The 16,044-nt window shown below is 43.5% G+C and carries 12 protein-coding genes; 5 read left to right on the plus strand and 7 right to left on the minus strand.

All coding sequences use genetic code 11. The annotated features are described in order from the left end of the window. Positions 1-19: 19 nt before the first annotated feature. The 3 genes from QM738_RS21065 to QM738_RS21075 form a co-directional block, all read right to left on the minus strand. Positions 20-2,119: a tail fiber domain-containing protein gene (locus QM738_RS21065; RefSeq protein WP_462278733.1), complete on the minus strand. Its 2,100-nt coding sequence runs from the start codon at positions 2,117-2,119 to the stop codon at positions 20-22. Positions 2,120-2,183: 64 nt separating this feature from the next. After that, on the minus strand, positions 2,184-2,324 hold the full coding sequence (locus QM738_RS21070) for a hypothetical protein (protein ID WP_462278734.1): 141 nt from the start codon (positions 2,322-2,324) through the stop codon (positions 2,184-2,186). A gap of 157 nt (positions 2,325-2,481) precedes the next feature. Continuing rightward, entirely contained in the window at positions 2,482-4,155 is a 1,674-nt protein-coding gene (locus QM738_RS21075) for a tetratricopeptide repeat protein (protein ID WP_462278735.1), read from the minus strand. A 183-nt stretch (positions 4,156-4,338) separates the two neighbouring features. Here QM738_RS21075 and QM738_RS21080 point away from each other — a divergent pair, with 183 nt between their 5' ends. The 5 genes from QM738_RS21080 (at position 4,339) to QM738_RS21100 (ending at position 8,136) form a co-directional block, all read left to right on the plus strand. After that, positions 4,339-4,944, plus strand: coding sequence for a hypothetical protein (locus tag QM738_RS21080; RefSeq protein WP_462278736.1), 606 nt, complete (start codon positions 4,339-4,341; stop codon positions 4,942-4,944). A gap of 139 nt (positions 4,945-5,083) precedes the next feature. After that, on the plus strand, positions 5,084-5,974 hold the full coding sequence (locus QM738_RS21085; RefSeq protein ID WP_462278737.1) for an NmrA family NAD(P)-binding protein: 891 nt from the start codon (positions 5,084-5,086) through the stop codon (positions 5,972-5,974). Positions 5,975-5,989: 15 nt separating this feature from the next. Then, entirely contained in the window at positions 5,990-6,904 is a 915-nt protein-coding gene (locus QM738_RS21090; RefSeq protein WP_462278738.1) for a helix-turn-helix domain-containing protein, read from the plus strand. Positions 6,905-6,929: 25 nt separating this feature from the next. Beyond that, a complete protein-coding gene (locus QM738_RS21095; RefSeq protein WP_462278739.1) occupies positions 6,930-7,382 on the plus strand; it encodes a hypothetical protein in 453 nt (150 codons plus the stop codon). Positions 7,383-7,485: 103 nt separating this feature from the next. Continuing rightward, the gene (locus QM738_RS21100; RefSeq protein WP_462278740.1) at positions 7,486-8,136 is read left to right on the plus strand and encodes a YdcF family protein; all 651 of its coding nucleotides are present in this window, start codon (positions 7,486-7,488) and stop codon (positions 8,134-8,136) included. A gap of 2 nt (positions 8,137-8,138) precedes the next feature. Here QM738_RS21100 and QM738_RS21105 read toward each other — a convergent pair whose 3' ends face one another. From QM738_RS21105 to QM738_RS21120, 4 genes are all read right to left on the minus strand, one after another. Beyond that, positions 8,139-9,728, minus strand: a complete 1,590-nt coding sequence (locus tag QM738_RS21105) for a M1 family metallopeptidase (RefSeq protein WP_462278741.1) — start codon at positions 9,726-9,728, stop codon at positions 8,139-8,141. A 49-nt stretch (positions 9,729-9,777) separates the two neighbouring features. Further along, positions 9,778-10,215, minus strand: coding sequence for a hypothetical protein (locus tag QM738_RS21110; RefSeq protein WP_462278742.1), 438 nt, complete (start codon positions 10,213-10,215; stop codon positions 9,778-9,780). A gap of 152 nt (positions 10,216-10,367) precedes the next feature. Continuing rightward, complete coding sequence (locus tag QM738_RS21115; RefSeq protein ID WP_462278743.1) at positions 10,368-12,551, minus strand: S9 family peptidase; 2,184 nt, start codon at positions 12,549-12,551, stop codon at positions 10,368-10,370. A gap of 258 nt (positions 12,552-12,809) precedes the next feature. Continuing rightward, positions 12,810-16,013: a T9SS type A sorting domain-containing protein gene (locus tag QM738_RS21120; protein WP_462278744.1), complete on the minus strand. Its 3,204-nt coding sequence runs from the start codon at positions 16,011-16,013 to the stop codon at positions 12,810-12,812. Positions 16,014-16,044 lie beyond the last annotated feature (31 nt).

Consider the following 16,044-nt stretch of genomic DNA (forward strand, 5'->3'; position numbering starts at 1 on the left):
TGGATGATTTAACGGTTAATTATTTTGTTGCAGGTTGCAGTAATTTTTTCAGTTCGTCTATCTGTTGCTGTAATGATTGATTGATCTTTTTCTGTTCCTCATTTTCCTTTGCCAGTTGCTGTATGGCACTGATGCCCAAAGCAAATACCTGGTTGTAATCCACCGTATGAAAATCATCTGTCCATTTGCCCCATACAAACACTTTTTGTACCGGGTTCATACCGGCCTGTTTTATCTGCCAGTTGCCCAGGGTAAATGTGCTTGCATCATTAATGGCCACTACATATTGCTCCTGCATACCGTCACCGGCAAATGTTTTTACCTTATCCCCTACTTTTAACTGGTGTGGTTTGCACAGGGAGATCTTGAGTGTCTGGTCTTTTTCGTTGTATTCGGTCAGCGTGCTCAGGCAATAGATATCGGGCACATAATCGGCACTGGTATGCACCGCCTGCGGCATTATCTTCTCCAGTTCCTGCGCTATAAAACCTTTAATTTTTCCATTACCATAGTATACACTGTCTTTCAATTGATAATCGGTTACCCTTAACCGTAATAAAGTTGCCAGGTCGTTTGATGGAGTACTGCTGCTGATATTTCTTTTGATACGCACATCGCTGTTGGCATTGAATTCGGATGCCACTATTTTTGAAGCCGCCCTGATACTTACCGGCGAGTTGGTGCTGCTGAAAAAACCACTGCCCGTTTGGTTAAAATATTGATAGCTGCCCACATTGTAATTGACACTATTATTTACTTCCAGTGGCACCGAAGGGGTTGTTGTACCAATGCCTATACGACCAGTGCTGGTGATGACCATCTGGGTAGTGTTGCTGGTGGTAAAATCTATTCCTCCTGTGGCATTGCTGCCAATACCTGCACTGGCCCCCAGGTTAAGCCGGTTGGTAACGGCCAGGTTGCCCGACCCGTCGAATGAAATAACGGTAGCAGGATTAAAAGAATGGGTGTATATATCATTGGTGATCACTGTGTATACATAATCATTCTTTACTACAATATCAGTTCCCTGTTTGTTGCTGGAGGCTATCCGCACAGGGTGTGCGGGGTCCCTGATATCATCTACTTCCATAAATCCTGCCCCGGTGGTTACATAAAGTAAATTGCCCTGGGCAGCTGCACTCCTCACTTTGCCAACACTGATAAAACCTGTTTCGCTAATGGTATCCGTGGCACTTACATCAAATATGTACAGGCGGTTGTAAATGGGGTTTGCAGGAACGTAGGCAAAATTATTTCTGATGGCAATAGAATGTTTTTCAACAAAGCTTGCGTTTAAACCCATGGCTGCATCCACGAAAGAACATTTGTAAACCATATTGGCAGGATCGCTGATATCGTATTTGGATATCCTGCTGCTGTTGGATAATACATAAGCATAATTACCATCTATGGTTACTGAAAAAGGAGATTCTGTAGTAATGTAACTTACAAACGCAATATTATCCGGGTTGCTGATATCAAATACGCACAACCTGTTATTGAGCAGGGAAGCAACATAAGCATAGTTGCCTTGTACAAATACAGCCTGTGGCTCATCCAGCATGGCATTGGTGAATGACCGTACTGTGAGATCAGCATTATAAATATATAGCCGGTCATTGTCCGGTGTGGTTGTATATACATAACTGCCTTGCGAAACTATGCTGCTGATTGTTGTAGAACCCATAACTGTAACAGAATTTACAAAAGCAGGCAGCGCAGGGTTAGTAATATCATGCCGGATGATGGAGGACGGAGTATTAGTGGTTGTATACAGGTTGCTGCCATTAATTGCTATAAGAGACTTGGTTCCGGAGGAAGCAGGAGTAGTTACATCACTCAGTAACGATAAACTGGTAGGTGCTGCGGATGGCAGCCATTTACCACTCCGCATGTATCGTTTGGTGGCGTTTTGGGTGATCAGTGTACTGTCATCCACAAAAACAAAATTGCTGTCGGCGCTTATATTGTTCACAGCAACCCCTTTACTGATCTTGAAATCCCCGTTCACATCCAGCTTTGTTTGCGGTGTGGTGGTACCGATACCTACATTTTGAGCTGATAGCCCTTTACATAAAATGACTGCAATTAAAAAAAGGACGAATAGTTTTGGTTTCATACTGAGCGTTTTGGTTTGAATTGATCTTATACGTAATCATTCCTATTGTTTGTGGCGGATAAACCTAAGCCGGTTGGTGCACCGTTTCCTTCATCTGCCGGTCAATCTTAGCGATGTGCATATCGGTATAAAGGATCAGCAGCAACACCAGGATAATGGCGACAAGTATGACGATGATCTGGTCGCTGTATCTTTTAAAGAACATGGCGTAAAAGTTTATAACCAAATCTATCCCGGATAGAAAAGAATAGTGCATTTTAAGGCTGACAAAAACCTGTCAACTGGAATGGAGTGAAATAACAATTGAATATCAATTGCTTATAAAAAATAATAGAGAGGGATAAAAAATAGAAAATACGATATTACACGGTATCGAGTATGGCTTCCAGTTCGGTGGTGGAGGCGGTGGAGAACCTTTGGCGGAGGCGCTGACGGGTTTTGTGCACACTATCGGGGCTGATGCCCTGCATGGAAGCGATCTGTTTGGTGTTCAGTTTTATGCGGATAAGGCAGGCCATGCGTATCTCGGCTTCGGTAATACCGCTTACCTTTTCTTTAAGCCGGTGCAGGTAACCGGGGTAGGTTTTATTGAACAGGGATTGAAAGCGTTGCCAGTCTTCTTCGGTCAGTATCATTTGCTGCGATAGCTCCTCTACTTTGGCAGCCGTTACCGCATTGTTGGATTGAAGTTGTAATTCGCTTTGTAATGCTTCTATCTGCCGGTCTTTATTAATGATATTATCTGTAAATAATTTTAGTTGCTCCTCCGCATTTTGCTGATCCAGTTTTGCTTTTTTACGCTTGCGGTTCAGCCACCAGATAATGATGGCCGATAATAGGGCAAGCAATAATATGCCGATATTCCTCAGCCTGATATCTGCAGCCCTTTTTGTTTTGAGTGTTTTAAAGGCCAGCTGTTCTTTTTCAAAATTGGCCTTGGTCATCAGGAACTCACTCTGCACCGTTGAATAAGCCTTTTTGATACTGTCATCCAGGTGTTGGTACTCTTTGTAATACAGCAAAGATTTATCGTACTGTTTCAGGCCGTCATAGCATATGGACAGTTCCTTGCATATCTGGGTACGGTTGGAATTCACCCCGGTCTCATACGCATACTTTTCTGCTTTCACCAGCCACTGCGCAGCAGTAGTAAAATCTTTTTGCCGGTTGGCGATCTGTCCCAGCATATAACAGGCGCCGGCAAGTGTATGTACAACATGATGCTCCATACCATTATCATATAATCCATTCAGCAATGATTTGGCAGTATCATATTGCCCCAGTTCTATCATAGGACTGATACGGTTGTAAAAAGCCGTATAATACATAGACATTTCATTGTGCTGCATGCTGTAGGCGGCACATTTTTCATAACCGTCCAGGCTTTTTTTATATTCTTTCAGCTGAAAGTAAGTAAGCGCCTGGTTGTTCATTGCATTGCCATAATTAAAGGCGGTTACCGAATCGGTACCGGGCAATGTCAATCCTTTACCCAGCCATTTTATAGCATCATCATTGTTACCCGTTCTTAAAAACAATTCGCCGAGCGTAAAATAAAAAGTATTCACTTCGGGAAAATTTTTTAACCCCAGTTGTTCCTGCAGTACTATGGAATTGAGTGCATATTGCACCGCTTCATTACGCCTGTCCAGTGAGTTCAGCATCTCGCCATACCAGCGGCTGTACTCAGCGATCATGTACGGTTCATCCAGTTCATTGGCTTTGTATAAGGCATCTTTCATCTGTGCGGCATACAAAGAATCACCGGGACCAAGTTGATAAAATAAGGATCTTGCTTTTAATGCCGCTACCCTCGTCTTCATTTTTACGGAGGAGCTTGCCACTTCTTTTTCAATCGCATCAATGAGTTTTACAAGTGCAATAGTATCCAGTTTATTCAGGCTTACGTGAAGGGCATAGCGGGTGAGTACCTGTTTATCGCTGTTGTCTTTTAACTGCTCCACAAAATAACCTGCATCCTGTGCAAATAGCAGCTGGGTAAACAATACAGCAATGAAGGTTAAGGTTATTCGCATTGGTTTGCTAAAATAAATAACAATCAATGAAAATCAGCATTAATTATTCAACAACGAATTGCGGGCTGATTTTTGTGAAATGTTTTTGGATTTGGTGAGTAAGGGTTATTTTAGATCAGGTTTATTTTATATCTGCAACGTTAAAACCCGTTTAGATATTAGCTTATGCAAAAAATGTTTGTTTTGATAGCATTTTCGGGAGTGTTTTTTCTTACAGCTGTATTGCTGTTTGCAATGTGGTTTAGGAGCAAAAAGAAAAGACTGCTTTTGTTTAGCTTATTGTCCTTTATGAGTTGCCTGGTATTTACACTATGGACATTTCTATATACAGCTAAGCAGGTTTATACTAAGACTGAGAATATTATTGCAAAAAAATTAGCATCGGATACGGCTGATTCTGAAAGAGGTTATAACCTGTTTGTTGATTATGATATTGATAAACCAGATACAAAAAGTAACAGGGAGCGGTTTAAGGATTATTTAAAGATTGATATCAATGAAAATGTAAAGGAGGTTTTTTGTTATGCAGATTTTTTGGGAGCAGATTATAAAATCCAGATGTCTTTCAAATGCGATACAGCTACAGTAAATAAAATTATATCAGTCAATAAACTTTACAAGCAGGATTTTCGGGGCGGCCGTAATCTTGACAATCAATTCCCCTGGTGGAATGAAAAAAGAATTGACAGTATTCGTCCATATATAATGTCTATTGAGGATGAATTGTATAAATTTCTATGGTTTGATCCCCAATCCGGCAAGGCTTATTACTTGGAATATAGCCTCTAAGACATCATACTACTCTCTTGCTTCTTACAAAACTTTAATGCAGAAATATTCAAATAATCGTTTTTGACTACAACAACCATAGATTCAGCTACACCCATTCTTTTATAGCTGCAGAAATTTGCACTATAAAAACAACAACATGAAAATTACAGTAACAGGTTCATTGGGGCATATCAGCCTGCCGCTTACAAAAGAGCTGGTGAGTAAAGGACATACAGTAACCGTTATCAGCAGCAATGCCGCCAAACAAAAAGATATTGAAGCATTGGGCGCTATTGCCGCTATCGGTTCCTTAGAAGATCTTGCATTTTTAACCGCAGCATTCACCGGTGCAGATGCCGCGTACTGCATGGAACCACCACCCAGTTTTTTTGATCACAGCATTGATCACTTAGGCATCTACCGTAAGCTGGCGCAAAATTATAAACAGGCCATTATCAGTTCGGGTGTAAAGCAGGTGGTACACCTCAGCAGTATTGGCGGCCATACCAATAAGGGAAACGGCCTGCTGGCCTTTCACTACGATGTGGAGCAGGTGTTCAATCAGTTGCCGGATGATGTATCCATTGTATTCATGCGGCCGGTGGGTTTTTATTACAACCTGTTTGCTTTTATCCCTGTTATTAAAATGCAGGACGCCATTGTAACCAACTATGGCAACATCAAAGAACCCTGGGTGGCCACGCAGGATATTGCCACAGCGATTGCCGAAGAAATAGCTGCTCCTTTTAAAGGAAGAAAAGTGCGTTATGTAGCCAGTGAAGAACTGACCTGCGATGAAGTGGCGAACATCATTGGTACAGCTATAGGAAAACCCGGGCTGAAATGGGTTGCCATCAGCAACGAGGAAATGGAACAACGCTATATTGCTGTTGGCATGGCACCCTTTATTGCCAATGCCTTGGTGCAGATGAATGCGGGCAGGACCAGCGGTGTATTATACGAAGATTACTGGCGCAATCCGCCGGTGCTGGGCAAAACAAAACTGGCCGATTTTGCAAAAGAGTTTGCAGCGGTATTCAATCAATAATCAGTACTATTGCACATGGCCAGTCAGCAACCATACCGCATAAAGACGATCAGCGAATTTCACCGCTTAAGGGGATTGCCGGCACCGCAGCATCCGTTGATCAGCGTGATCAATTATGCCGACATTCAACACGTAGCACACCTGAAAAGCTGGGTGATGGATTTTTATTCTATCTCCATGAAAAGAAATGCTGCCGCAAAAATGCGCTACGGTCAGCAGGAATATGATTTTGATGAAGGCATTTTGTTCTTTATAGCGCCTGGCCAGGTGTTCAGTGTGGAAGTGAACGTTAATACAAAAACAACACATACAGGATGGATCCTGCTGATCCATCCTGATTTTTTATGGAATACCAATTTAGCAAAAACGATCAGGAAGCATGAGTATTTTGATTATTCGGTACATGAAGCATTATTTCTTTCGCCAAAGGAAGAAACGGTGATCAATGGCATTGTGCAGAACATACAGCAGGAACATCATTCCAACATTGATAAATTCAGCCAGGATATTATTATTGCACAACTGGAATTGCTGCTTACTTATGCCGAACGTTTTTACCAGCGCCAGTTCATCACCCGGAAAATATCCAGCCATAGTATACTGGACCGGCTGGAAGCCATGCTCGCCAATTATTTTAATGATGAACAACTGATCAGCAAAGGATTGCCTACGGTGCAGTACATTGCTGAAACACTGAACGTATCGCCCAATTATTTAAGCGGACTGCTGAAAACACTTACCGGCCAAAGTACACAACAACATATACACGATAAGCTGATTGAAAAAGCCAAAGAAAAACTTTCCACCACCGATCTTTCAGTAAGCGAGATCGCTTATGAGCTGGGTTTTGAACATCCGCAATCCTTCAGTAAACTGTTCAAAACAAAAACCAGTTTTTCGCCGCTGGAATTCAGGCAGTCTTTTAATTAACTGCGCAATAAAAATTGTATAGATAATGACAATTGAAGAAGCAAAAAATAAAGCGGAAGATTTTGCAAAATCGTTCGGAGAGATATTTCCCGGTATATACTATTCAATTAGAAATCCCCAGGAATATATCGATTGCTTTTACTTCGATTTTATATTTGTTGACCATAAAAATCAACCTCCTGAAGAAGACATATTCGCCGGTGGCGCATACGGAGTGGCCGTTAACAAGTTAACTGGAATATGCAGCACAATCTCATCAGGCGCCTATAGTTTGCTTACCAGTAAAACGGAAGAAGTCTATTCCGTCATTGCCTTTATCAGGGAAGCTAAGGGAGCAACCAAATTATTGGCCTCCGTCAAGGTAAAATATCATTTTAATTCTGCAGAACTTTTGGAGCTTAATCAACTGGTGATGAACCTTGATATTACTCCGGAAAATATTCTTACTATCTACAATTTAGTGACAAGAAAGGAATAGTATTTCCGCTTACCTGTATATCTGTATGCGTTTCAAATGCTGCATTTTCCTATACAAAAACTGTTCTTATCTTTGGCCACCTGTTTAAAAAGCAGATTTTGATATGATCACACCGGAAGTATTGGCACTTGCACAACAATTATGGGATTATCACCACATGGGGCATCAATTACAAAAATCGGATTGCATACTCGCACTCGGCAGTCACGACCTGCGGGTAGCTAACCGGGCGGCAGAATTATACCTGCAGGGTTGGGCGCCGCTGGTGGTCATGTCTGGCGGGTTGGGCAATTTTACGCAGGGCATGTGGACAGAAAGTGAGGCAGATAAGTTTGCCGCCATTGCCAAACAGTCAGGCGTACCCGAAAAGGCTATTTTGGTAGAAAACAAGTCTACCAATACTGGTGAGAATATTTTATTCACCCAACAATTGCTGCAGGAAAAGGGATTCAACCTTCAAAACTTTATCGTGGTGCAAAAGCCTTATATGGAACGCCGCTCCTATGCCACTTTTAAAAAGCAATGGCCCGGCAAAAACCTGCTGGTCACTTCCCCGCAAATTCCTTTTGACCAGTATGCCAATGATGAGATACCGATGGAAAGGGTGATCAATATCATGGTAGGCGATCTGCAGCGGATCAAAGAATATCCTGCAAAAGGTTTCCAGGTTTACCAGGAAATTCCGGGAGAAGTTTGGGAAGCGTTTGAACGTTTAGTACAACTAGGATTCAATAAACATTTGATGAAAGAATAAAACTATTTATTTGTGTAAGGTTGCCATAATAGTTTTACAGCAGGATCAAACATAACAGCGGACACGGCTTTCTTTACCGTAAAACTTACTACTGTTCTCTTTTTTTGTACCACCACTGTTTTAAGTTGTTTGCCATCGGCGCTCTCAATTAAAATCTCCAATGGAAAATTAAAAACACCGGTTTGCTGTTGTTCAATTAAAACCGTTACTCTTTTTTTCGCTGCATTATAGTTCCAGGTACAGTTCAATACAGGGATGCCCGGTTTGTACAGCCATTGGGTAAAGAAGGGTTGCAGTTTTTTATGCGATATTTTTTCAGCTGTAGCAATAAGGTCTTCCGTGGAAGCATTTTTGCCAGCAAATTTTTTATACTGCTCCCAGATGATCTGGCGGAAAACACTGTCGCCAACATTCTGCCGCAGCATATGCAATACCCAGGCGCCTTTTTGATAGGAATTGGCATTGAGCAGGTTCAAATAATCAGACGAAGTATCAATTACAGGAGCAGTTGATCTTGCCGCAAAGGCTGCCACTTTATTGCGTTCATCCGCCAGGCGGCGTTGCAGGCTATCACTGCCGTATTGCGCTTCCAGGTAAATATCGGTGAGATAAGTGGCAAAGCCTTCGCTCAGCCACAGGTGTTTAAAATTGGTTTCGGTAACCATATCGCCAAACCACTGGTGGGCTATCTCGTGCGCCAGCAGGTCCTCCACTTTTCCTTTACCGGTAACAGATTGCTCGTAATAAAAAATGGCACCGGCATTTTCCATGCCGCCAAAATTTGTTTTGGATTGTACATTGGCCAGTTTTTTATATCCATACGGACCAATATAGTTGCTGAAGAACTGTAGTATATCTTTTGCTTTTGCATAATCATAAAATCCCTGGTCCTTATCCTCAGCATATACCCAGCTGGTTACAGGGACGGTACCGGCATAAACAGGTTCACTTACAGCAAAATTGGCGGCGCCGATCACCATTACCTTGGTGGGCAAAGGCACATCTTCTTTCCAGTGCGTTAATTTGGTGCTGTCATTGATGGAACGTTCTTCCACTTTTATACCATTACTGATCACGCTGTAATGAGCAGGAGCAGTTACAATAAATTCCAGGCTGGCTTTATCTGCGGGAATATCGTTGCAGGGCAACCAGCAGCGGGCACGGTTGGGCCAGTTATCGCCAAAGAAAGTACGCTTGTAAAATATGTTTTTCGAAATGATCAGCCCGTCGGCAGGAACACCGCGGTATTGTATCGTTAACGCGGTACTATCGCCGTATTTAACTGTAACGGGTATACGCAGTTTATCAGCTTCCTGCCTGAATGTATTTTTTTTACCGCCAACCATTACGGCCATTACCTGCATGCCTTTTCCGCTGCTGTTAACGGATGCAAGGTCTAACGAGATCTGTTTACTGTTTTGCAAAAAATGAATGCCAATGGTTGCAGTTCCATTGATCGTATCGGTATTATCAGACAATGATAATTCAAAACGGTAGTGCTGCACATCAATACCTGTATTGTTCTGGGCACCGGCAGTTTTACACAGCATCAACAATTGTAACCATAAACAAATTATCGCAGTTTGCTTCATATCCAGTTTTCATGAAAATAAGAAAAACTGCTGAACTATCAGTTGTTGCTTAAGATGTAAATGATTGTCCTACTGCAAGCACCGTATCAGTGGCTACTAAATATCCCAGCAATTGAATGCCCACCGGTCCGGTACTGAAAGCGGTATTGCGGCCGGTAAGCCCTTTTATACCGGGTGAATAAACATCCGGACCCGGCACCACCAGTCCGCCGGCCAATGGCAGGTGTGCAGAATGACCGTCACCTCTCACGGTAACCGATCTTCCGCCATCAATAGTTACCAGCGCCAGGAAAAAATCTTCGGGCGAAAAATTGGTATTGAGCGGGTTAACAATGATATCGGTGATGATAAAGGAATAACCTACAGGAATATCAAACGGTGCATCAAATTTTCCGTCAAAATAAAAGGGATGGGAAGTGTTGTCGTTATTGAGTTGCTCGGTCTCAAGGTTTACGATCCACCGGGGTGGAACGGATAAATGTGTCATAGAGGTAAAAATTAATGGGTTTCAGAGTTTCAAATGTACAAAACAACCTGTCATAAAACAACTATAGCGGCCCTATTTTAAACCGAATTTATACTTAGTACAATTACTTTTTATATAAAAAACCCCGGACTGTATCCGGGGCCTTCCTTTTATCATTCAGTTCTTATTTTAAATTCTTTCGGCGGTTCGGAGCCCTGCAGGTATCTTACAAAATAATCCCAGCGGCGGCGCATCATATAATAGCTGTCCTGTCCATAACCATGGCGTGCATTGGGGAATATCACCAGGTCGTAATCTTTATTGGCTTTTTCCAATGCTTCCACTACCAGGTAAGTATTATAAGGCGGTACATTATTATCCATGCCACCATGTGCCAGCATCAGTTTGCCTTTTAAATTAGATGCAAAATTCTGGTTGGCCTGTACTTCATAATTATTCTTGCCGTTATCACCTTTCGTTAACAGGCCGATATATCTTTCGCCCCAGTCATCTTCATAGTTCCTGTTCTCGTGGTTACCTGATTCAGAAATACCTACTTTATAAAAATCAGGATAACGGAACATGGCTGCCGCAGTGGCAAATCCACCGCCGGAATGGCCCCACACTCCTACACGGTCAAGGTCCATATACGGTCTGCTGGAAGCCAGTTGTTTGATACCGCTGATCTGGTCTTCCAATGTATTATCACCCATGTTACCATAACAAACGTCATGAAATGATTTAGAACGGTCAGGGTTACACGTACCGTCAATTATCACTACAATAAAGCCTAATTCAGCCAATGCCTGGTGATCGCTGCGTGCGCTGGAAAAAGAACGGCTGCCAACACCACCACCCTGCGGACCGGGATAGATATAATTCACCACAGGATATTTTTTCGATTTGTCAAGATTAGTAGGCGTGAACATTAAACCATACAGGTCCCATTTGCCATCCCTTGATTTTACGGTGATGGGTTCCGGCGCTTTCCATCCGGCAGCAACCAGTTTACTGATATCTGCTTTTTCCAGTGTGGCAATTAATTTTCCTTTCATATCCCTTACCACACTTACCGGTGGCACATCGGGTTTGGAATAGCTATCTGTAAAATATTTATTATCGGGAGAAAGATTGATGGTGTGATTACCACTTTCAGGTGTCAGCAATTGTAAATTTTTACCGGTGAAATCAACGCGGTAAAAATGACTGAAATAAGGATCTTCATTTTTTTCACGGCCATTCGCTTCAAAGAATAATACGCGGCTTTTTTCATCGATCTTTAATAAACGTGTAACCACGAAATCTCCTTTGGTGATCTGCAGGTTCATTTTTCCTGTATTAGCATCATACAGGTATAAATGCCCCCAGTCATCCCTTTCCGAATACCAGATAAATTCATTGCTGTTGGCCAGGAAATGCCAGTTCACACTCCCCTGCCCGCTTTCGTATTGCGTGGCCACTTTTTCCTGGAAGATCTCTTTTACCACACCCGTTGCAGCATCTGCGATCCTCACTTTTTCTTCTTTATGATCGCGGGAAGTAGAAACAAATGCCAGCTTGCTGCCATCGGCGCTCCATTCGTTATCATCAAAAGAACCGGAGCAGGCAATATCATCGCAGAGCGTGCCCCTTCTTGGATCGGCTGGTATCTGTAATCTGATCACTTTAGGCTGGTCCACTTCAATGATCACCCTTTGTATCTGTATGATCTCTTTATCAACCGGCAAAGGATATTTCCATGCTTCCAGTTTGGGCGTACCCACATTGGTGGTTACAAGATACATATCACTTACATTGCGCTGGTCCTGCTGAAATGTGGCGATCTTTTTAGAATCGGGTGACCATAACAATATCGGGCGGTCGCTTTTTTTCCAGCCGGCATTATCCGTTGCGTAACCAAAATCCTTTACACCGTCAGTCGTCAATTGTGTTTCTTTTTTGCTATCCACATCCCGTACCCAAAGGTTCCAGTCACGTATAAACGCAGTTTTCTTTCCATCAGGCGATGCTACTTCTGTACCACCTCCTCCACCGCGACGGCCACCGGGCATGGGTGTTTTATCAGCGCCTGCATCGGGCAATATCGATTTAAGATCGGCGCCTGTTTTCCGGCTGCCATCAGCAGGATTGATCAATACAAATTGTTTGCCGGTGGCAGTAGTAACTGAATACCAGAACCTGCCGTCCTGCAGCCAAACAGGGCGTACATCTGCATTGTACACCAGTTTATTGGTGTTAAGCCCCAGGAACTTAACCGCCTGGTCGTAATCTGCCGCAGTTAAAACTTTTTTATCCTGCGCCAATACAGGAAAAGCTATCAACGAAATGAAAGCCGTTGTAAAAAGATGTCTTCTCATAATGAATTTTTGTTTCAAAATTGATGACCGGTATAAACCGGGTAAATTCAAATTTAGATAAAAGTTGATGAATCGTTCATTTGACCTGCAGAATTGTGATGAGCGGGTAAAAGCAATTGATGGTATGCATTTAAGTGCTAATAGGAAGGTTGATTTTGTGGGCTTATTTAAGCGGTACGGTGGTTGCTGCCTGTCCACTTTATAAAATAAGAACAGCAGGCTGAAAAGCCTGCTGTTCTTATAATTGCCTGGTAAATTCTACCGCAGCTTCACGATCTTTTGCTGTAATATATTTACTGCGTCGCTTATTTTAACGGTGTAGATGCCCTGTGCCAGTTTTGCCAGGCCATCCAGTTCTATCTTGTTAACACCTTTTCTGCCTTCGGCATTTTTGGTAAGATATATCCTTCCGGCATAATCCATTACCTGCAGGGTAAGCGGTGCAGCTTTATTCAATACAACCGTAAGTACGATCTTTTCTGTAAATGGATTGGGGGCAGCGCTGCTCACCATGATATTGGCCGTGCTGCTGTTATTGATGATCACCATATTGCTGTAAGTGAAAGCGCCATTATTATCCACCATTTTAAGGCGGTAATAATTGAGCCCGGTTGCAGGTGTGGCATCGGTAAAACTATAATTGTTCCTGCCGGCGCTGGTGCCTGCTGCAGTGGTTTTGCCAATGGCAGTAAAATTATTACTGGTAGTGCTGTGTTCAATGATGAACTGCTTTACATTCACTTCATTTTCTGTTACCCATTCCAGTAAATTACCCGCAATATCTTTCCGCCCGCTGAATTCAGAAAGGTATAAAGGCAGGATAACAGGATTAACCACCACAGTTGCAGTGGCGGATCCTGCCGAACATAAAGTAACACCGCTCATAGAAGTGGCATTCACTTTTACTTTATACGTTCCGGCAGTATTGAATGCATCGGTAAGCAAACTAAGATTACCATTAGCAATAGCCCATTTGCCCTGACCGAGTGATAAACCGGTGGCAGAATCTGCCAGTGCATAAAACGTTCCTGTAACTGCATTAGTGATATTGACAGTAATGGTTTGATACTGGTTTACCGAACCACTGCTGATGCTGTAAGCCGGTGCAGTCGGTGTCGGTGTACACTGGATGGTAACTGCTGATAAAGGACAGCCCGTTTCCTGTTTGCTGCTTTCCTGTACACCAATACTCAGCACTCCATTGGAATATAGTGTATTGGTAACCGTTGTATTCACCGTGATCGGCCCCCAGGCTGTATTATTGGTGGTAGTGCTGCCAATTACCTGGCCATCAAGATACAGGTTAACAGTAGTAGTGGTAAACGACCCCGTGAGTGTACCGGAAATACTGCCGGTGCCGGCAGTAATGGCGCCGCTGATGGTACCGCAGCGGGTACCTGCAGTGGCAGTGCTGGCTGCAAAGCTGGCGCTGTTGGTACTGGCGCCGCAGGTGCCGTTTTGCGCAGTGGCATAATAAGATGTACCGGCAACAGCATTATAAGTGGCGGGCGTGGTACCTGCATTGCCGGTAGACCAGCTGCCGTTGGCCTGTACCGTGGTAGTGGCAACCAATACAGCTGCTGCAGTATATACCCTGATGGTGGTGCCTGCAGGTTCGGTTGAAGTACCGGTAATGGCTGCGCCTGCTGTCAACTGGTTATTGTTATCTGCACTTACCAATGGAGAAAGTGTAAAGCAACCTACGGTGAACAAACCGGTTTGATTCTCACACTTACTGGTGGTAACAACACCTGTGTTCAGCTCTACAGCAATATATAATTGCTGGCCCTGTAATAAATTTAAATTAGTAAAACTGAATATACCACCGGTGGCAGTAACAGTCTGCACATTAATGCCATTGATGTACAGGTACACCGTTGCATTGGCATCGGTAGTGCCGCTGATGGTTTTGGTGGCCGTGGTGAATACGCTGCCGACAGGCGAAGTGATAACAGGAACGGCAAGCGTACCAGCCAAAGCAGAGCCGCCATTACCTGCAGCACAGAAATAAGCAGGTAATGAATTGCAGCCCGTAACGATATCTGTATAATAAATTTTATAGGAACCAGAAGTAAGCGGCGCCCCCGAACTGCAACCGCCTGAGAACAGCCAGTTGATATTAGGTGTGGTGCCAGTCAAAGAACCAAACAAGCCGGTCAAATTAGATACGCTGTTGTCCAGCACATTGCGGGTGATATTATCTACATGTACCAGCCAGCCGGTAGCAAGATTAGTACCGCTTACCCCTTTACTGCCACTTGTACAACTTAGTATAGGCGTTGCCGGTATATTGGCTGCTGCACAGGTAGATGCGGTCAATGCATTACTTATAAGGCACATACTTTCGCCAATACCCTGCGCTTTTGCAGTGATCACATCGCCATTTACCAATACAACACTGTTCAGCGTCCAGGTAGAGCCGGAACTTACATTTGCTACAGTACCCACCGCAATGCCGTTTTTGTAAACCGTGATGGTGGCGGTGGTTGCAGCGCCTGTCAATAACGATTTGGTCCAGTTGCCGCTGATATTTACAATGCCTGTACCTATCGGTGTATTTACCACCGGTGCTGCTGTACACATAGTGCTGGGGCACGAAGGTGTAGTGGTAAAAATGGAGCAGGCAGGCTGTCCATTGATAAAATCTTCGTAAGTGCTGCCGGCCGTACCATAAATATCAGAACGTGGCCCGCCGATAGCAGCCTGTGGCGACATTACTGTTGTGGCCGTCATGCGGATGGTGGAAGCGGCTGTTAAATTAAAAGGTGCTGCCTGCAGATCGGAAAAAGGAATATAAAAATCAATGAGAAAATCTGGGTCTCCGTTATCGTTGGTGGAAGCAACAGAAACCTGTGACATATCCTGCCAGTTGGTATACTGTTTTACCAGTACCGGCGATGAAGTGCCATCAACATTATAAATAGCAATGCGGAAATTGGTTTCCAGCACGATCTCTATCTCAAAACCGGGGTTGCCGTTAACACCGGTGGTGGCAGGCAGGTAATTGGGATCTGCATTGGTACCGCTGGCGCCGAATTTTCCGTCGGTATCCATCAAAATGCTGTAACCCTTTGAACCGGGCATGATTGAACCCATACGCATCCTGAATATCACCTGCTGGGCAGCTGTGAATTTATAGTACACACCGCTGCCGGAACTGTCGGGTACAAAATCAGAAAAATTATGATTAGGGCCTCTTGTAAGATCACCAAAAGGTTCAACAGGATAGGCTTTGATACCGTTGAACAGCAATTCGGAATTGGCCACATCGTTGGTGCCAAAACCGGCAGTAGTGGTTGAAGTATAACCATCACTGTTGGGATCTAAAACGGCACGCCCTGCCACACTGGTGGCCTGGCGGTTGATAAAGCCCGGTAACTGCGCTGCAGAAAAATTACTTAGTAAAACGAAGAGTAAAGCAATTGCCGGTACTTTACAAATAAGGGGTAAAATTTGTTTCACGAATAAGGTTTTTCACATAACGGCCTCCCCC

Source organism: Ferruginibacter sp. (genome assembly GCF_049840995.1).
Classification (GTDB): domain Bacteria; phylum Bacteroidota; class Bacteroidia; order Chitinophagales; family Chitinophagaceae; genus Ferruginibacter.

Coding starts and splice junctions, on each gene's coding strand:
- QM738_RS21095 (WP_462278739.1), top strand. CDS start 6,930: ATGACAATTGAAGAAGCAAAAAATAAAGCGGAAGATTTTGCAAAATCG.
- QM738_RS21110 (WP_462278742.1), bottom strand. CDS start 10,215: ATGACACATTTATCCGTTCCACCCCGGTGGATCGTAAACCTTGAGACC.
- QM738_RS21100 (WP_462278740.1), top strand. CDS start 7,486: ATGATCACACCGGAAGTATTGGCACTTGCACAACAATTATGGGATTAT.
- QM738_RS21070 (WP_462278734.1), bottom strand. CDS start 2,324: ATGTTCTTTAAAAGATACAGCGACCAGATCATCGTCATACTTGTCGCC.
- QM738_RS21090 (WP_462278738.1), top strand. CDS start 5,990: ATGGCCAGTCAGCAACCATACCGCATAAAGACGATCAGCGAATTTCAC.
- QM738_RS21105 (WP_462278741.1), bottom strand. CDS start 9,728: ATGAAGCAAACTGCGATAATTTGTTTATGGTTACAATTGTTGATGCTG.
- QM738_RS21115 (WP_462278743.1), bottom strand. CDS start 12,551: ATGAGAAGACATCTTTTTACAACGGCTTTCATTTCGTTGATAGCTTTT.
- QM738_RS21065 (WP_462278733.1), bottom strand. CDS start 2,119: ATGAAACCAAAACTATTCGTCCTTTTTTTAATTGCAGTCATTTTATGT.
- QM738_RS21085 (WP_462278737.1), top strand. CDS start 5,084: ATGAAAATTACAGTAACAGGTTCATTGGGGCATATCAGCCTGCCGCTT.
- QM738_RS21075 (WP_462278735.1), bottom strand. CDS start 4,155: ATGCGAATAACCTTAACCTTCATTGCTGTATTGTTTACCCAGCTGCTA.